The sequence below is a fragment of the Bacteroides propionicifaciens DSM 19291 = JCM 14649 genome (genome assembly GCF_000375405.1).
Classification (GTDB): Bacteria; Bacteroidota; Bacteroidia; order Bacteroidales; family Bacteroidaceae; genus Bacteroides_E; species Bacteroides_E propionicifaciens.
This window is the reverse complement of the sequence record NZ_AQWS01000008.1, coordinates 54,191-71,755: the sequence shown is the minus strand read 5'-3', so window position 1 is coordinate 71,755 and position 17,565 is coordinate 54,191. Positions and strand designations below refer to the sequence as shown.

Below are 17,565 nucleotides of genomic sequence, written 5' to 3'. Positions count from 1 at the left end.
TTTATTATGAAAAAGTTATATTATATATTCTCCATTTTATTGGGGCTAACGCTATATTCTTGCGACGACTTTCTGTCCAAAACGTCACCCGATGAATTGACTTCTGGTTCGTTTTGGCGTAATCTTGACGATGCAGAAGCTGGAATCTCTGCTGCTTACTCTCAGTTAGAATACTCTATTGATACTTGGGCTTTTGCAGAAGTGCGTTGGCCAGTAGAGGCTTACCGAGAAGACTTAGTAGAATTAGGTAGTGATGCTATGAACTATCTGAATTGGGTTGAACTCTCTAACTTCAACTATACAAATGGTAACTCTCAGGTGAGTTCTTATTGGTGGAACAACTACGAGGGTGCAAGTTTCTCAAGTCAAGTTATCGATAAAGTACCTACAATACCTGAAGGTAAAATTAGCCAAGACTTGAGAGCACAAATAATCAATGAAGCTCATTTCCTGAGAGGTTATTATCACCTAAAATTAATTTTAAACTGGGATCAGATTATAATCCGTGATACATATATTACTTCTCAGGCTGACCTAAGTAAAGCTTTATCTACTCGAGTAGATGCGTGGGATTTCATTATTAATGAGTTTAATAAAGCGACCAAGTTGCCCAATAGTTATGATGCCGATAATCTAGGACGTGCTACTTCTGGTGCTGCTTATGCTTATCTAGGTTTAGCCTATTTGACAAGAGCCTACGAAGAGCCGACTGAAAAACAAGTGTTTTTACAGAAAGCTCTTGAGGCTTTCCAAGAAGTGAAAGGTTATGAGCTTGTTCGTGATTTTGGTAGTCTTTTCAACGGTAATGATCAAAACTCCAAGGAGTCTGTTTTCGAGCTTCAGTTCTCAAAGGTTACTGCCAACGGGGCTTGGTATCAGACTCAAGCTCATAAGTGGTTAGCTGTATCTGAACTGGGAGGTTGGGATGAGATCTTGCCGAGTCAATTTTTGGTTGACGAGTTTATGAAAGAGGGTGAAATCTCAAATTCTGGTGGGTACGATAAGCGATTATACCATACCATATTCTGTGATATCCCTTATTTTAATGACGGATCGGGTAAGGTTTATGGTGCTAACTATAACGATTGGTTTAGTGGTGGCAAGATTGCTTTTCATAAACTCTTACCTGCGACCAAAGAGCAGTTGTTCGAAAACTATATAGCCAATAATATTCCGTTAATGCGTTATGCTAATGTTTTGCTTATGCAAGCTGAAGCCCTAAATGAGCTGGGACAAACCCCCCAAGCTATTTCTTTAATCAATCAGGTTCGGGATGCTCATGGGGATATGCCTCCGATGGTTGGAACATCTCAAGAGGATGTCCGTAAGCAGATAGAGCATGAAAGAATCATTGAGTTTCCACTCGAAAACTGGCGTTGGTACGATCTACGTCGTTGGGGTAAACTCGAAGCAGCTATGCAAGCAGCGCAACGACCAAGCTTTAAAATGGATAAAAATGCTTTCTACCCTATACCTTTGACAGAGCTCAATGCGAACGAACTTCTAAAATAAATATTCATTGAATGACTTAAAGAGGGTAGTTGTCTGTTTATAGCTACCCTCTTTATATCTTAAAATACGGTTTATGAAAAAGCTTAATTTATTACTATTATTTATATTTCTGTTTTCTAAGAGCCCTACTTATTCGATGAGTAGTGAGCCTTGGCAAAACCCGACTATAAATGAGATAAATAGGGAGCCGATGCGTGCTCATTTTACGCCCTATATTTCTGAACAAGTGGCATTGGAACAATTAAAGAAACCCATACTAGAGCGTTTAAAACTTAACGTTGATGGAGAACGAAGACTCTCTTTAAATGGGATATGGAAGTTTAAATATGCCAAAAACCCCGAGTTAGCACCTAAAGAGTTTTGGAAAGCCGACTTTAATACATCCAACTGGAAACCCATAGAGGTACCTGGTAGTTGGGAGTTGCAAGGATTTGATGCTCCAATTTATACGGATGTTAGTTATCCTTTTCCTGTTAATCCTCCGTTTGTACCTACCGATTATAATCCTGTAGGGTCTTACTTGCATGAGTTTGAGGTACCTGCGGATTGGAATGGTATGGATATCTATTTAGACTTTGAGGGAGTTGAGTCGGCCTTTTATCTTTGGGTTAATGGCCAAGAGGTAGGTTATAGTGAAGATAGCCGTCTTCCAGCACATTTTAATGTAACCAAGTTTGTAGAAGCGGGTATAAATAAGTTAGCCGTAAAGGTTTTCCGTTATAGTGACGGCTCATATCTTGAAGATCAAGATTATTGGAAATATAGTGGAATTGAGCGCGATGTGTTTCTTTATGCTCGTCCAAAAACAAGGTTAAATGACTTTAAGCTATCTGCAGAGCTTGTTAATAACTATCAAGACGGTGATTTTAATTTGGCACTTGATTTTGACGGTTCTGATAAGGGCTATGTAGTAGATGTCCGTATTCTTGATCCCAAACAGAACACTGTTTTTAGTAAGAACGTTAAGCTTGCTAAGAATTTGGCTACGTATGATTTTCATTCTTCAATTCTACAGGTAGAGCAATGGAATGCTGAAACGCCTCATCTTTACACCTTATTAATTAATCTTAAAGACAGTAAAGGCAAAGAGTTAGAATCCATAGTGCATCCCTTTGGTTTTCGTTCTGTAGAGATGCGGAATGGACAAATACTGATCAATGATAAGGCTGTGCTCTTCAAGGGAGTCAACCGACACGAACACGATCCCATCAAAGGGCGTTCGATTTCAATTGAAAGTATGATTCGAGATATTGAGCTTATGAAACAGTTTAATATCAATGCTGTACGTTGTAGTCATTATCCCAACTATGCAGAGTGGTATGCTCTATGCGATTATTATGGCTTATATCTTATTGATGAAGCCAATATTGAGAGTCATGGCATGATGCACCATCCCGATTATACTTTGGCAAATTATCCCGATTGGGCTGATGCTTTTCAGCAGCGCATGGAGCGTATGGTGATTAGAGACCGAAACTTTACTTCTATTGTCACTTGGTCAATGGGTAATGAATCGGGCTATGGCAAGAATTTTGAGCAAATTTATCATTGGACTAAGGCGTTTGATCCTTCAAGACCTGTTCAGTATGAGGGTGGCGGATTTAAAGGTTTATCCGACATCTATTGCCCGATGTATGGTCGGATTTGGTTATTACAGCAATTTGTTAACCAACGTCAACCTCGTCCGTTAATCTTGTGTGAATATGCACACGCTATGGGTAATAGTGTAGGTAACTTGCAAGATTATTGGAATACGATCGAGAGTTATGAACAGTTGCAAGGTGGTTTTATTTGGGATTGGGTCGATCAGGTATTTGAGGCTAAAGACAAAAATGGTAATAATATTTGGGCTTACGGTGGAGATCTTGGTTTTGTGGGAGTACCCAACGATTCAAACTTCTGTGCTAATGGTTTAGTGACTGCCGATAGACAATTACATCCGCATATTTGGGAGGTTAAAAAAGTATATCAATACATTGATTTTAAGCCTAGCGCTTTTGTTGATCGGGGTTTAACAATAACCAATAAATATGACTTTATTGATCTTTCTGATTTTGAATTCCGTTGGGTGGTAGAGACTAATGGTGCTGTTGTCCAAGAAGGATTTCTTAATCTGCCACCACTAGGACCAGGTAAATCGTATGCGATGTCAATCCCCTATAACGATACCGATTTTAACCCACATAATGAGTATTTCCTTAAAGTGGAAGCTTATACGAAACAAAAAACAGAGTTGGTTCCTGAAAAGTTTTTGGTTGCTTATGAGCAATGGCAATTGCCACAACAAGAAGCTAAAAAAAGGTCCGTTGAACCCTATATCGGAAAGCTTAGCTTGACAGGTAAGGGTGGATTTACAACCTTAAAATCGGACAGGGTCAATCTTAAGTTTGATAATAGTTTAGGCGAGTTGATAGCGTATGACTATGATGGTAAACGTATGCTTAGCGATGGTTTTAGCCCTAACTTCTGGCGCGCGTTGACCGATAACGATGTTGCCAATAAGACGCTAGAGCGTTGTGCTATTTGGAGAGATATTGCCGATCATATTACCCTTGAAAACTTTGAGGTTAGTCTGGCTAAGGATAGTAAAGTGGGTTTGGCTGTTGCTTCATATCTTCATAAAGAAGGGGCATTTAAGTTAGATCTAACTTATAAGCTTAGAGCCGAAGGTATGCTTCAGTTGAGTCTTAAGTTTACGCCTTTAAAATCGGATTTACCGGAAATTCCAAGATTTGGAATGCGTGTAATTCTTCCTAAGGAGTTTGATAATATGACTTGGCTAGGTCGAGGGCCACACGAAAACTATGCTGACCGCAAATCTTCAGCTTTAGTTGGTCTTTATACCGACAATGTATGGGATCAGTTCCATCCTTATGTACGTCCGCAAGAGACTGCAAATAAGTGTGATGTACGCTGGGTTGCCTTGCTGAATTCTAAGAACCAAGGTTTCCTAATTCAAGGACAGCAGCCCTTGAGTGTAAGTGCTTGGAACTTTGAGCAAGAGGATATTGGTTATGTACCGTTTGATATTGAGCGCAAGCATGGAGGTAGCATTCAGAAGAAAGACCTGGTTTGGCTTAATATTGATAGCAAACAAATGGGTGTAGGTGGAGATACTACTTGGGGAGCACAAGTACATCCTCAATATACTATTACTCCAGATGCTCAAGAATATACATTTACTTTTATACCGTTATTCAAATCAGAAGTTGATTTAGTACAGGAGAGTGGTAAGTTATGGTTTTAAATATAGAATATTATGAATAAAATTAAGACATGGGTTTCTCTGATATGTCTATCGGTGGGTGTTTTAAGTTGTACTCAAGCCAAAAAAGGCGAGGATAAACCGATAGTAAGAGATTATTTAAACCAAATTATAGACCTGAGTTATACCCCTAACCAAGAGAGTAGGTGTGGAGGTTGGTTTGTTGACCAAGGTGCTTGGATAGGCTTTACACCTCCACAACAAGATCTGTGGTTGGATGGGTTTTGTGGACCATTTAGTCTTGATAGTAGGCGTTGGTTAGCCAAATCGGCTGTTGTGGTTTCACCAGATAACCAAGAGCAAGAAAAACTTTCATTTGGTGAGGTGAATTACTACCCAGGTTTGCTTTCGATGCAGTCTGTAGGTAAAGGGGTTCAGGTTGATCAGCGACTCGTCTTTGCTGATTCGAATACCGTTTTGCTTCATTTAAAGATTCAGGCAGATCAAGCGCAGTCGTTTAAACTCTCGGGGCAGGACTGGCTGGTTGACTCTAAGTTTGAAAAGAATGGGCACACTCTACTAGTTACTCATCCTACGGGAGAAATAACAGTACTTTCATTTCCATCCGACTTAGAGATTGAGTTGACCGATCAAAACTACAGTGTACAACTTGGCAGTGGGGATACCTTTGTTGCAATTTCTACTTTTGTGAATGAAAAAGAGAAGTTGAGTGGGCTACAAAAAGCTCAGGCTTATCTAACAAATGCAGCTGGGGTCTTTGCAAATAATAATACTCGGTGGGACGGTTACCTTAGTGCAATCTTAAGAGACGATATGCCACAGGCCTACGATCGTGTTGCTGCCAAAGCGATGGTTACACTGATGTCTAACTGGAAAGTGAGTCGTGGTGGTTTGCTTCACGAGGGCATGGTACCCAGTCATGCTGTTGGATACTTTATGGGCTATTGGGCTTGGGACACTTGGAAGTTTGCTGTTCCATTGGCTTCCTTAACCCCCGAACTATCCAAAAATATGATTCGTTCGATGTTCGATTATCAACTCGAAGATGGAATGATCATTGATTGCATCTATGTCGATACTGCCGAAAACAATGCAAGAGATAGCAAGCCTCCTTTGGCGGGTTGGGCTATTGATGCCGTGTTCGAAGCAACTAACGATACAACATTTCTGCGTGAGATGTATCCGCAGCTTCTGGCTTATCACCGTTGGTGGTATGAGCAAAGAGACCATAATAAAAATGGAATCTGTGAGTTTGGCTCGACTGATGGAACAATCGTTGCTGCTGCTTGGGAGAGTGGTATGGACAATGCCATTCGTTTTGATGGAGCTAAGATGGTTCAAAATGGGCCTAATGCTTGGAGCTTTGATCAAGAAAGCGTCGATTTAAATTTCTTCTTAGCATACGAATACGGATTGCTTGAGAAGTTTGCACAAGTGCTTAACCTACCTTTTGAAGAGCCCAATTACACAGAGCATATCCAAGATTATTTCTTTGATCAGGATACAGGTTTTTTCTACGATAAGAGAATTTTCACAGGTGAATTTGTAAAAGATCCGGGTAGTGAAGCTTATATTCCTTTTTGGGCAAGCTTGGCATCGAAAGAACAAATGGATAGGGCTATGACCTATTTTACGGATACCACAATGTTTGCCACTTACATACCTTTCCCAACCATTGCAGCCAATAACCCGAAGTATCTTCCAAATGGCTATTGGAGAGGGCCTATCTGGCTCGACCAAACCTACTTTGGAATCAAAGGGTTGCGCAATTATGGTCAGGATAATTTAGCCGATGAATATACCCGACAAGTTTTTGATCGTCTGGATGGTTTAACGGGTGACAAGCCCATTCACGAAAACTACGATAGCCATACGGGTGGATGTCTGAAAGCTCCTCATTTTAGCTGGAGTGCATCGCATCTGTTACTACTTTATAAAGAATATCGTGGCAGCTAACTGAATCTGTTTACTTGATTGATAAACCACCTTGTGGTTTCTATAAAATGCCTTACTCGCACTTAGCAAACTATCTACTCGGATGCTAAGGCCGAGTAGGGCATTTTACTATTGGCAGAGGTAACTACTTGTTTAAAAAAAGTTTTTCATCTACTGTTCTACCCAAAAAACAATACCTTTGTACTTCTTTAAAAAGATAGTGATGATGAATAGGTATTTTATTTACTTGGCCTATGATGGTTCAAATTACCATGGCTGGCAGATTCAACCCAACGGAAGTAGTATCCAAGAGTCTTTAATGAAAGCTCTTCAGACTTTTTTGCGTCAGGAGATCGAAGTGGTCGGAGCTGGGCGCACCGATGCTGGGGTACATGCCAAAATAATGATTGCCCACTTTGATATTGATCGTGTGCTTGATGTAGCAGTCGTTGCTGATAAGCTTAATCGTATTCTCCCTCAAGATATTGCAGTTTACAAGGTTGTAGCAGTTAAACCCGATGCGCATGCACGTTTTGATGCAACAGCTCGGACGTACAAATATTATATAACTACTCGTAAAGATCCTTTTCAGCGAAACTATGCTTACCGTATCCCCTTTGAACTCGATGTGGATAAGATGAATGCTGCTGCTCAGATTCTCTTTGAATATACCGATTTTACGAGTTTTAGCAAGTTGCATACCGATGCAAAGACTAATCTTTGTACCATTATGCAAGCCGATTGGGTTGTGGTTGATGCGCATAGCTTAGTCTTTACAATTAAGGCTAATCGCTTTCTTCGTAATATGGTGCGTGCTGTTGTTGGGACTCTTCTTGAGGTAGGTAGAGGTAAAATGGATTTAGACGGCTTTCGTCGAGTTATCGAATCCCACGATAGGGGAGTTGCAGGTACCTCGGTTCCTGGGCATGCTTTGTTTCTCTTTGATGTAGATTACCCCAGTGATTTGTTCGAAATTTAATTTATAACTATGTGGTTACTCTTAGCTTTTTTCTCGGCTCTATTTCTGGGTTTATATGATGTTTCTCGAAAAGTATCTCTTCAAGGAAATTCGGTTTTACCCGTTCTCTTTCTAAATACTGTCTTTTGTAGTTTGATATTCCTTCCATTTCTTCTTGTCTCTACATTCTTTCCAGATACGCTATCGGGGACTATATTTTATGTCCCCCCGATTGATTGGAAATCGCACGGACTCATCTTTATAAAATCAACTATTGTGTTGACCTCTTGGTGTTTTGGTTATTACGGTATTAAAAACTTGCCTTTGACCTTGGTCGGCCCTATCAACGCGACTCGTCCAGTAATGATTTTGGTTGGTGCAATGCTGATCTATGGAGAGCGTTTGAACCTTTATCAGTGGATTGGTGTAATACTTGCGATAACTTCGATTTTTTTGTTGAGCCGGTCTGGAAAAAAAGAGGGAATTAATTTTGTCAAAAACAGATGGATCATCTACGTTGCTATTGCTTCGCTTGCAGGTGCTACAAGTGGTCTGTATGACCGCTATTTGCTTAGAATCGTCGAGCCTATGGCTGTACAGTCTTGGTTCAATTTATATCAAATCCTTATCATGGGGACGATACTACTTATTATTTGGTATCCCCGCAGACGACAAAATACTCCTTTTCAGTGGAGGTGGTCGATTTTAATGATATCAGTATTTTTATCGATAGCCGATTTTGCTTACTTTTATGCACTTAGCTATTCCGACTCCATGATATCTATTGTATCCATGGTCCGACGGGGTAGCGTATTGGTTTCCTTTTTGTTTGGTGCTTTTGTTTTGCATGAGAGTAACCTGAAAAACAAGCTGGTCGATTTATCATTAATACTCATAGGTATGATCTTTTTGTACCTAGGAACAAAATAAGAAATATGAAAAAAGTAGGATTTTTATTGTCTTTACTCTTTTTGTGCTCTACGCTTGGAGCGCAACACATGAAAGATGTTTTCTTGAATATGCCCGACTCCATAACTCCGCTGCTTTCTGCTGTTAATAAAGCCGACTTTATCGACTTTTTGGACAGTAAGATGAAAGCCGAAGTAAAAAACTCACTGGGTGGTGATAGTGAAATGCAGGTTTTGAGTGATGACTATACACGCATTCAAATGACAAAAAACAGTTCTTGGCAAATGAAAATCTTACCCTTTAAAGAAGCTTATATTCTGGGTGTTATTCAAACCGTAAAAGGACCTGTTGAAAACAGTTGTATCACCTTTTATGACTCTGAGTGGAAACCTCTGGATGTAGCTGATTTTGTAGCATCTCCAAGGGCTTCTGATTTTTTGAATTTGGCTGAGTTTGAATCTTCAACTAGTGATACGAAATATATTGATCTCAAAGGACTTGATATGAGCTTGATTCGTTTCGATTTTGCTGTTGATCAACCCATTTTAGTGGCTACTTATACCACCCCTGAGTATCTAGATGAACCGATGCAAAAACAGGTAAAACCTTTTTTGAAACCTACACTCAGCTATTTATGGAATGGTACGGTTTTAGAAATTATTAAATAATCTAATTTTCGTAGAGAATAATTAGACTATGCTGTAGACAAGTGCTGTCTGCAGCATTTTTTTTAGATAAATCTATTTCAATCGTTAGAATTTCATCTAAATCTAATTATCTTTGCATAAAAACTGCAAGAATATGTCAAAGTTCTCTGTGATAGCATTTATGGCGGTCGGTATTTTACTCGGTTATTTGTTCCGTGGTGTAAAGATTACTTGGCTCCAAAAGCTAATTACTTTTTTAATTTGGTCACTGTTATTTCTCCTCGGTGTTGAGGCTGGAAGTGACGAATCTGTAATCAATAGTTTACCTACCATCGGAATGGAAGCTGTCATTATTACTGCAGCTGCTGTGCTGGGTAGTGTGATTTGTGCCAAATTGCTTTGGAATTATTTAAAGAGGGAAAAGAATAAATAAAGATACTATGTTAGGAAGTCTTATTATTGTTGCATTCTTTGTGATTGGTGTTTTACTAGCCATGTATGGGCTAATGCCCGAATCTCTTATTGAAAGCCATTTAAGTTTTTATGCGCTTTGTGCTTTGATGTTGTTTGTAGGGTTTAGTATTGGGCACGACAAAAAAACATTGAATAGTTTTAGAAGCCTCAATCCTCGCTTACTACTGCTTCCTTTGATGACTATTATTGGAACATTGGCCGGGACTTTTTTAATTAGCTTTGTACTGCCTCATCGTTCTCCATCCGACTGCATGGCTGTAGGCTCAGGTTTTGCTTATTACTCTCTTTCGAGTATTATTATAACCGATACTAAAGGGGCAGAATTAGGCGTAATTGCTTTGATGTCGAATATTATACGTGAGCTCTCTGCTTTGCTACTAGCTCCATTTTTTGTCAAGTACTTTGGTCGTTTAGCTCCAATTTCTGTAGGAGGTGCTACTTCGATGGATACCACATTGCCAATCATTACAAAGTATTCTGGAAAAGATTTTGTTGTTACTGCTATCTTTCATGGTTTGGTAGTCGACTTTAGTGTGATATTCCTAGTGACATTATTCTGTTCGTTCTAAGACAGATCTAAATTATATAATATACAATAGGCCGTATCTAAGCTCGAAACAGGGTTAGATGCGGCTTGTTTTGTGATTCCAACTCACTATAGTATGCCCAATAGAAGAGTGCACTTTATTTTATGCTCAAATATTGATAAGTATCTACCACCTAACTAGAATAAAAATTGTATTTTTGCACCAACTTTTAAAAACAACAACCATTTATGGATAGGATACGAGTAAAAGATAAGGAGTTTAAGGTATCGATTTCCCAAGCGGAAATAGCTAAGGAGGTAGAGCGTGTAGCCCAAGAAATCAATGAGGAACTTAAAGGTGAAGAGCCTTTATTTATTAGTGTACTCAATGGTTCGTTCATGTTTACTTCTGACTTGCTAAAGCATATTAGAATTCCTAATCAAATATCATTTGTAAAGTTGGCCTCTTATGAGGGCGTAGCTTCGACAGGTGAGGTAAAAGAAGTAATAGGTATAAACGAGGATATTACAAATAGAACCATAGTAATTATTGAAGATATTGTTGACACAGGACTTACCATGCAACGTCTTCTAGAAACTTTAGGTACTCGTAATCCAAAGAAGATTTATATTGCTTCTCTTCTTGTTAAACCAGGTAAGTTGAAAGTGGATTTAAACATTGATTTTGTTGCTTTCAAGATTCCTAATGACTTTATTTTAGGATACGGCTTAGATTATGATGGCTATGCTAGAAACTTACCAGAAATTTATACTGTAGTAGATTAATATCAAACTTAAATAATCATGTTAAATATCGTAATTTTTGGTGCGCCAGGTTCTGGAAAAGGAACACAAAGCGAGCGTATCGTTGAGAAGTATGGTTTAAACCACATCTCTACTGGGGACGTTTTGAGAAACGAAATTAAAAATGGCACTGAGTTGGGTAAAACAGCTAAAGGTTATATCGATCAAGGTCAGCTTATTCCTGATGCTTTGATGATTGACATTTTAGCACATGTTTTTGATGGCTTCAAAGGAGGCAAAGGTGTTATATTTGATGGTTTTCCAAGAACAACTCCTCAAGCTGAAGCGTTGAAAGAGATGTTGGAAAAACGTAACCAAAAGATTGCTGTTATGTTGGAACTTGATGTTCCAGAAAACGAATTGATGACTCGTCTAATCAAACGTGGTCAAGAATCAGGTCGTGCTGACGATAACGAAGAGACTATTAAAAAGCGTTTGGATGTTTATCATTCACAAACTGCACCCCTAATTGATTGGTACAAGAAGGAAAACCTTCATGCACATATTCAAGGTTTGGGTTCTATGGACGAAATTTTTAATAGCATTGTTCAAGTAGTTGATAATTTATAATTACTGAGTTATATAAAGTGTGACATATGGTGAGGGTTAGGCCTTCATCCTAGTGTCACACTTCTTTTTAGAACCTTTATAAGATAGTAAAATGGCTGAATCGAATTTTGTTGATTATGTAAAAATATATTGCCGTTCGGGCAAAGGTGGCCGAGGCTCTACGCACATGAGGCGTGAAAAATACGTACCTAAGGGAGGTCCCGACGGTGGCGATGGAGGTAGAGGAGGCCATGTAATCCTTAAGGGTAACCGTAACTATTGGACTTTATTGCACCTTAGATATGAGCGACATGTGTTTGCTGATCATGGTGGGTCTGGTAGTGGTAAAAAGTGTTTCGGTAAAGATGGTGCCGACAAGGTGATTGAAGTACCTTGTGGAACTGTCGTTTACAACGGTGAAACAGGAGAGTACGTTTGTGATATTACCGAGGATGGTCAAGAAGTAAAGCTTCTTCAAGGAGGTAGAGGTGGTTTGGGTAACTGTCATTTTGCGACATCAACCAATCAAGCACCACGCTATGCTCAGCCTGGAGAGCCAATGCAAGAAATGACCGTTATCCTAGAGCTTAAGCTTTTGGCTGATGTTGGTTTAGTTGGTTTCCCTAATGCAGGTAAATCTACTTTGCTTTCGGTTGTTTCGGCAGCTAAACCTAAGATTGGCAACTACCCGTTTACAACGCTTGAGCCTAATTTAGGGATTGTTTCTTACCACGACAACAAGTCGTTTGTAATGGCTGATATTCCTGGAATTATTGAAGGTGCTAGCGAAGGCAAAGGTCTGGGTTTACGATTCCTGCGACATATTGAGCGTAACTCAGTGTTGTTGTTCATGGTGCCTGCTGATGCAGATGATATTAGTAAAGAGTACGAGATTCTTCTCAATGAGATTAGAACGTTTAATCCACAGATGTTGGACAAACAACGAATCTTAGCAATTACAAAGTCGGATATATTGGATGATGAATTGATAGAAATGTTGACGCCAACTCTACCCCAGAGTTTGCCTTATGTGTTTATCTCTTCTGTCACACACAAGAACTTGAACGTGCTGAAAGATATCATTTGGGAAGAACTAAATAAAGAAGAAAATAAGATTAGCATTGTTCACGGTCCCTTAGAGATTGATAAGTCTAGACTTGAAGATGATGAGTTAGATTTCGATTATACATACGAAGATTCTGGTGAAGACGATGAGTTTGACGACGAAGATTTCGACGATGTTGAGTTCGAATACGACGAAGAATATTTTGAAGACGAAGAGGCTGATGAAGAAGCTAAAAACGAAAAATAATATATGTATTATTTGACAGAGAATAAAGAAATGTTGGGGTTTGGCAGTTTAGACTGCTACCCCAACATTTTTAATTTTACCACTACACGTAAAGGTGGTTTTAGTAAGGGCAATTATGCCAGTTTGAACGGATCTTACTATTCAGGAGATGAAAAAGAGTTAGTTGATCGGAATTGGGATCGAATACTATCTCATAGCAACATTCAGCCCCGCTTAGTAGTTCGACCCTATCAGACTCACGAAGATAAAGTCTTGAAGATTGATGAGGCATTCTTAGAGTTAACGCACCAAGAGCAAGAAAATGCAATTCAGGGTGTTGATGGGTTGATTACCAATATCCCAAAAGTTTTGCTAACAGTGGCAACTGCCGATTGTGTACCCATTACAATTTCTGAACCGGACTCGGGTGTAATTGCTGTGGTTCATGCTGGTTGGCGTGGTACGGTAAATAGAATCGTCAAAAATGCTATTCAGCTAATTATTGATTCTTATGGCTGTGATCCCACTAAACTTCTAGTTGGGATTGGTCCAAGCATCTCACTCAAAAGTTTTGAAGTAGGAGATGAGGTTGTTGATAAGTTTGAACGAGCTGGGTTTGAATTAAACAAAATTCTTTGGTATAATACCAGCTCAGACAAGCATCATGTCGATTTGTGGAAAGCCAATGCACTTTTGATTGCGTCTTGTGGCGTGCCTTTTGGTAATATATCTGTTGCTAATATTTGTACTTATGAACGACATGAAGAGTTTTTCTCTGCTCGTAGGCTAAGCATTAAGTCGGGAAGGACAATAACTGGAATCATGCTAAAAAAGTAAAACACAAAATGAAACTAACTATAACTGTATCTGATGAGCTGAAAGAGGTAGCTCCCGAGTTTAGAGGAGCTGCTATTATAGCTCAAGTTCAAAACTCTCCATTTAGCGAGTCGCTTTGGACCGAGATTAATCGAGTGAGCCAAGAGCTTAAAGAGGAGTTGACAATTCCTGAAATAAAAAACTTATCTACAATTGCGGCAACCCGAACGGTTTACAAACGTTGCAAAAAAGATCCCAACCGCTACCGACCTGCTGCCGAAGCATTGCGTCGTAGGATAGTTAAAGGTGAAGCACTTTACCAAATTGATACATTGGTGGACTTGGTAAATCTTGTTTCTATTGTTACGGGGTACTCGATGGGTGGTTTTGATGCAGCTCAAATCAAAGGATCGAGTTTGGTTTTGGGTATTGGTAAAGCTGACGAGGTTTTTCACGGTATTGGTCGTGGTCCTTTGAATATTGAAGGTCTCCCCGTATATAGAGATAAACTTGGAGGGATTGGTACTCCTACTAGCGATGAAGAGCGAACAAAGATGTCTGTTGATACAACTGAGCTTTTGATACTTATTAATGGCTATAGTGGTGAGGAAGGCTTGCAAGAGGCTGTCAGCTATACTATCGATTTGCTAGAAAAATATGTAGATGCACAAGAGGTAAAGTATGTTTTATACTCTTAATTTACAAAACCCTATTTAGGTGTGGTATGTTAATAAGCTAGGAGGATATTTAAATGTCTGAAGAATTAGAACTAAGATTAAAAGAACGAGATATTCGACCAACAGCTGTTCGGCTATTGGTCCTAAAGGAGATATTGACCATCCAGGAGCATCAAGCATTCAGCCTGATGGATCTTGAAACTCGACTGGATACAATAGACAAATCAACCATCTATCGAACATTGATGCTCTTTCATGAGAACTTGCTTATCCATAGTATCGATGATGGTACGGGTTCGATCAAGTATTCCATCTGTAAGCGTGGTTGTGACTGTTCTGTAATGGCTTCTCATGTGCATTTTTCTTGTACCAACTGTAACAAAACCTATTGTTTAGAAAACATAGCCATACCTAAGGTAACTCTGCCAGGTGGGTTTGAATACGAAAGTGCTAACTTCGTGTTCAAGGGCTTGTGCCCCGATTGTAGCAGAGGCTAAGCTTTAGATTGCAACCTAGTTGCACAAACTATGTGTTATCTTTGATATATACGAAATATCACAACTAAAGCAGTTACTTATGTCAAAAGATACACACAATAAAACAACCTCATGTTGCGGTGATAATTCATCCCATGCAACTTGCTGTGGTAATGCCGAAAACAAATCAGCAAACTTCTCTTGTTGCTCACACGATCATGCCCAGCACGATAGCTTGAGTTCTATTCCGTGGAAAACCATGCTTCCTATGCTTGTTAGTGCTGTCCTTCTGGTTGGTGGGCTAATCTTGCGTTCAGTAGGCTTTGAACTTCACACACTATTTTATCCTATTCTATTTGGAGTATCCTATCTCTTGGTGGGAGTTCCAGTAATCAAAGAAGCAGTGCAAGCTGTAGTTCGTGAAAATGACTTCTTTAATGAGTTCTCTCTCATGAGTATCGCTACTATTGGAGCTTTTGCTATTGGAGAATATCCCGAGGCTGTAGCAGTAATGCTACTCTATAATATCGGAGAACTGTTTCAGTCGATTGCTGTGGGGCGTGCAACCAAAAATATAGAATCACTTTTGGATGTCCGAGTTGAAGAGACTCGGCTTATCGACGATAAGGGTGCAATCACCACTGTTACTTCCGAAGAGGTACAAGTTGGGGATAGGCTGCAAATTAGAGTAGGGGATAAACTTCCTGTTGATGGGGTTTTACTATCCGAAAAAGCCAGCTTTAACACCGTTGCCTTGACTGGTGAAAGTGTTCCTCAAACAACTTATCTTCGTGAGCCTGTACTTGCGGGTATGATTAACTTAGATGGAGTTATCGAGATGGAGGCAACAAAGGTGTATAGCGATAGTGCCCTATCTAAAATCCTTACTATGGTTCAAGATGCAACCGAACGTAAGGCAAAGACAGAACTTCTAATCCGTAAGTTTGCCCGTTGGTACACACCTATTGTCTTTGGCTTAGCTGTGTTAGTAACTTTCTTACCCGCTCTATTTGTTGCGGATTATCAGTTTCAAGATTGGTTATATAGAGCATTGGTATTCTTGGTTATCTCTTGTCCTTGTGCATTGGTTATCTCTATACCTTTAGGCTATTTTGGTGGTATTGGTGCGGCATCTCGTCAGGGGATTCTTTTTAAGGGAGCCAATTATCTCGACCTAATGACAAGTGTTAATACCGTTGTTGTTGATAAGACAGGTACCATGACCGAAGGTGTATTTGAGGTACAAGATATTTTGGTTGCTGGTGATAAAGAAGAACTTCTATCCCTTACAGCGGCTGTTGAAACTTTTTCTTCTCACCCCATTGCAAAAGCGATCTTAAAATACCATAAGCCAAGTGATGCACTGGTAGCGCAACTTTCCGATATTGAAGAGGTTGCAGGTCAGGGACTTATCTGTAAGTTAAACGCAGAGCAGGTGCTTGTTGGTAATTACAAACTTCTCGATAGTTTTGGTATTGTTTACGATAAAGCAGTTCTTGATATAGTAGGTACAACAATTCTAACCAGTCGAAACGGAAAGTATCTGGGTGCAATATATATTGCCGACCGCATTAAATCCGATGCCAAAGAGGCTGTTCATCTCTTACAAAAAGATGGATCCGAAGTCATTATGCTTAGTGGTGATAACGATAAAATTACACAAAAAGTTGGTCAAACTTTGGGTGTCAATAAGGCAATCGGTGGTTTGTTACCCGAAGATAAACTAAGTTATATTGAAAAGCTAAAAGAGGATAAGAGTAGGGTAATCTGTTTTGTTGGTGATGGAATTAACGATGCACCGTCTTTAGCCTTGAGCGACGTAGCTGTTGCTATGGGTGCGATGGGTTCGGATGCAGCTATTGAGGTAGCCGATGTAGTGATTCAAACTGATCAACCCTCTAAGATACATCAGTCCATAAAAATAGCTAAAGCTACTCGAAAAATAGTATTTCAAAATATAGCTTTAGCTTTTGGTGTTAAGCTTCTCGTAATGATTCTTGGTGTTTTAGACATTGCTACCATGTGGGAAGCTGTAATAGCCGATGTTGGTGTTACCATCTTGGCTGTGCTAAATGCTGTTCGCATTTTGTACATGAAGAAGTTTTAGTCTAGTATAGCCCAAAAAGCTTTAGGTAGATAGACATTGTCTAAGGAGGTAGCTGCTTTGAAAAGAGTAGCTATCTCTTTTGGTTTAAATCCAGCAATACCACATCCTACGGGTGTTACCAAGAATTTTAAATCTTGTCTGTTTTGGGCAAACTCTATAAAATCGTTTACATAAGGTTCGACAGTCTCTAATCCACCCTGCATTGTTGGAATGGCATAGGTTTGTCCATGAAGTCCAACACCCTGTCCCCAAACGGCGCCCCATTTGTTATGTGCTACATTTGCAGCTCCTCCGACATGAAGTCCGGGTAAGTTACTGCCAAAAACAAAAATTTCGTTCTCATCCAAAGAGTTAATGTACTTTGGAGTGATTCTTTTTTCTAATTCTATTTCCATGAGTTAAATGTTGGTTTAGGCTAAATATAGCGAAAAAAATCGACAATCGGAAAAAACAAGTTTTAGGACATCAAATATTCTAGCTTATATCACTTTTGTTGTAGGCTTTTTCACCTTGTTGGGTTGAGCTTATTTAACTCCCTAAAAATGAGTAAGTCGTTTGGGCACGACCACTAGTTCGCATGGTATTAACTACCGACTGGTTTTAAAGAAACGAGTCAGCCATAAAAAAAGTGACCTCTACGGGGAGGCCACTTCAAATT

The 17,565-nt window shown here is 39.4% G+C and carries 16 protein-coding genes; 15 read left to right on the top strand and 1 reads right to left on the bottom strand.

Going from position 1 to position 17,565, the window contains the following annotated elements; all coding sequences use genetic code 11:
- Nucleotides 1-6: 6 nt before the first annotated feature.
- From B091_RS0103675 to B091_RS0103605, 15 genes are all read left to right on the top strand, one after another.
- A complete protein-coding gene (locus B091_RS0103675; protein ID WP_018108656.1) occupies nt 7-1,512 on the top strand; it encodes a RagB/SusD family nutrient uptake outer membrane protein in 1,506 nt (501 codons plus the stop codon).
- A 73-nt stretch (nt 1,513-1,585) separates the two neighbouring features.
- Complete coding sequence (gene lacZ, locus B091_RS0103670) at nt 1,586-4,759, top strand: beta-galactosidase, LacZ type (protein WP_040368809.1); 3,174 nt, start codon at nt 1,586-1,588, stop codon at nt 4,757-4,759.
- A gap of 12 nt (nt 4,760-4,771) precedes the next feature.
- Entirely contained in the window at nt 4,772-6,694 is a 1,923-nt protein-coding gene (locus B091_RS0103665) for an MGH1-like glycoside hydrolase domain-containing protein (RefSeq protein WP_018108654.1), read from the top strand.
- Nucleotides 6,695-6,899: 205 nt separating this feature from the next.
- Nucleotides 6,900-7,652: a tRNA pseudouridine(38-40) synthase TruA gene (truA, locus tag B091_RS0103660; protein WP_018108653.1), complete on the top strand. Its 753-nt coding sequence runs from the start codon at nt 6,900-6,902 to the stop codon at nt 7,650-7,652.
- A gap of 9 nt (nt 7,653-7,661) precedes the next feature.
- On the top strand, nt 7,662-8,561 hold the full coding sequence (locus tag B091_RS0103655) for a DMT family transporter (RefSeq protein WP_018108652.1): 900 nt from the start codon (nt 7,662-7,664) through the stop codon (nt 8,559-8,561).
- A gap of 5 nt (nt 8,562-8,566) precedes the next feature.
- Entirely contained in the window at nt 8,567-9,208 is a 642-nt protein-coding gene (locus B091_RS0103650; RefSeq protein WP_018108651.1) for a DUF3256 family protein, read from the top strand.
- Nucleotides 9,209-9,341: 133 nt separating this feature from the next.
- A complete protein-coding gene (locus tag B091_RS0103645; protein ID WP_018108650.1) occupies nt 9,342-9,620 on the top strand; it encodes a LysO family transporter in 279 nt (92 codons plus the stop codon).
- Between the two features lie 7 nt (nt 9,621-9,627).
- A complete protein-coding gene (locus B091_RS0103640; protein ID WP_018108649.1) occupies nt 9,628-10,230 on the top strand; it encodes a LysO family transporter in 603 nt (200 codons plus the stop codon).
- A gap of 206 nt (nt 10,231-10,436) precedes the next feature.
- Nucleotides 10,437-10,973 carry a hypoxanthine phosphoribosyltransferase gene (gene hpt, locus B091_RS0103635; RefSeq protein ID WP_018108648.1) on the top strand — a complete coding sequence of 179 codons (537 nt, stop codon included), beginning with the start codon at nt 10,437-10,439 and terminating at the stop codon, nt 10,971-10,973.
- An 18-nt stretch (nt 10,974-10,991) separates the two neighbouring features.
- Nucleotides 10,992-11,561, top strand: a complete 570-nt coding sequence (locus B091_RS0103630; protein WP_018108647.1) for an adenylate kinase — start codon at nt 10,992-10,994, stop codon at nt 11,559-11,561.
- Nucleotides 11,562-11,652: 91 nt separating this feature from the next.
- The gene (obgE, locus tag B091_RS0103625; RefSeq protein ID WP_018108646.1) at nt 11,653-12,852 is read left to right on the top strand and encodes a GTPase ObgE; all 1,200 of its coding nucleotides are present in this window, start codon (nt 11,653-11,655) and stop codon (nt 12,850-12,852) included.
- A gap of 3 nt (nt 12,853-12,855) precedes the next feature.
- Nucleotides 12,856-13,668, top strand: a complete 813-nt coding sequence (gene pgeF, locus B091_RS0103620; protein WP_025069510.1) for a peptidoglycan editing factor PgeF — start codon at nt 12,856-12,858, stop codon at nt 13,666-13,668.
- A gap of 8 nt (nt 13,669-13,676) precedes the next feature.
- Nucleotides 13,677-14,345: a B3/B4 domain-containing protein gene (locus B091_RS0103615; RefSeq protein ID WP_018108644.1), complete on the top strand. Its 669-nt coding sequence runs from the start codon at nt 13,677-13,679 to the stop codon at nt 14,343-14,345.
- A gap of 53 nt (nt 14,346-14,398) precedes the next feature.
- Nucleotides 14,399-14,821, top strand: coding sequence for a Fur family transcriptional regulator (locus B091_RS0103610; protein ID WP_018108643.1), 423 nt, complete (start codon nt 14,399-14,401; stop codon nt 14,819-14,821).
- 79 nt (nt 14,822-14,900) lie between these two features.
- Nucleotides 14,901-16,907, top strand: a complete 2,007-nt coding sequence (locus B091_RS0103605; RefSeq protein WP_018108642.1) for a heavy metal translocating P-type ATPase — start codon at nt 14,901-14,903, stop codon at nt 16,905-16,907.
- Here B091_RS0103605 and B091_RS0103600 read toward each other — a convergent pair.
- Nucleotides 16,904-17,302 (bottom strand): A1S_2505 family phage non-structural protein, encoded by a 399-nt coding sequence (locus tag B091_RS0103600; protein WP_018108641.1) that lies wholly within the window; start codon nt 17,300-17,302, stop codon nt 16,904-16,906. The two genes, B091_RS0103605 and B091_RS0103600, sit on opposite strands and share 4 nt — an antisense overlap.
- Nucleotides 17,303-17,565 lie beyond the last annotated feature (263 nt).

Bases quoted from the DNA above. Each gene is read 5' to 3' on its own strand.
- B091_RS0103655 (WP_018108652.1), top strand. From the start codon at position 7,662: ATGTGGTTACTCTTAGCTTTTTTCTCGGCTCTATTTCTGGGTTTATAT.
- B091_RS0103600 (WP_018108641.1), bottom strand. From the start codon at position 17,302: ATGGAAATAGAATTAGAAAAAAGAATCACTCCAAAGTACATTAACTCT.
- obgE (WP_018108646.1), top strand. From the start codon at position 11,653: ATGGCTGAATCGAATTTTGTTGATTATGTAAAAATATATTGCCGTTCG.
- truA (WP_018108653.1), top strand. From the start codon at position 6,900: ATGAATAGGTATTTTATTTACTTGGCCTATGATGGTTCAAATTACCAT.
- B091_RS0103650 (WP_018108651.1), top strand. From the start codon at position 8,567: ATGAAAAAAGTAGGATTTTTATTGTCTTTACTCTTTTTGTGCTCTACG.
- B091_RS0103615 (WP_018108644.1), top strand. From the start codon at position 13,677: ATGAAACTAACTATAACTGTATCTGATGAGCTGAAAGAGGTAGCTCCC.
- hpt (WP_018108648.1), top strand. From the start codon at position 10,437: ATGGATAGGATACGAGTAAAAGATAAGGAGTTTAAGGTATCGATTTCC.
- lacZ (WP_040368809.1), top strand. From the start codon at position 1,586: ATGAAAAAGCTTAATTTATTACTATTATTTATATTTCTGTTTTCTAAG.
- B091_RS0103630 (WP_018108647.1), top strand. From the start codon at position 10,992: ATGTTAAATATCGTAATTTTTGGTGCGCCAGGTTCTGGAAAAGGAACA.
- B091_RS0103675 (WP_018108656.1), top strand. From the start codon at position 7: ATGAAAAAGTTATATTATATATTCTCCATTTTATTGGGGCTAACGCTA.
- B091_RS0103610 (WP_018108643.1), top strand. From the start codon at position 14,399: ATGTCTGAAGAATTAGAACTAAGATTAAAAGAACGAGATATTCGACCA.
- B091_RS0103645 (WP_018108650.1), top strand. From the start codon at position 9,342: ATGTCAAAGTTCTCTGTGATAGCATTTATGGCGGTCGGTATTTTACTC.
- pgeF (WP_025069510.1), top strand. From the start codon at position 12,856: ATGTATTATTTGACAGAGAATAAAGAAATGTTGGGGTTTGGCAGTTTA.
- B091_RS0103640 (WP_018108649.1), top strand. From the start codon at position 9,628: ATGTTAGGAAGTCTTATTATTGTTGCATTCTTTGTGATTGGTGTTTTA.
- B091_RS0103605 (WP_018108642.1), top strand. From the start codon at position 14,901: ATGTCAAAAGATACACACAATAAAACAACCTCATGTTGCGGTGATAAT.
- B091_RS0103665 (WP_018108654.1), top strand. From the start codon at position 4,772: ATGAATAAAATTAAGACATGGGTTTCTCTGATATGTCTATCGGTGGGT.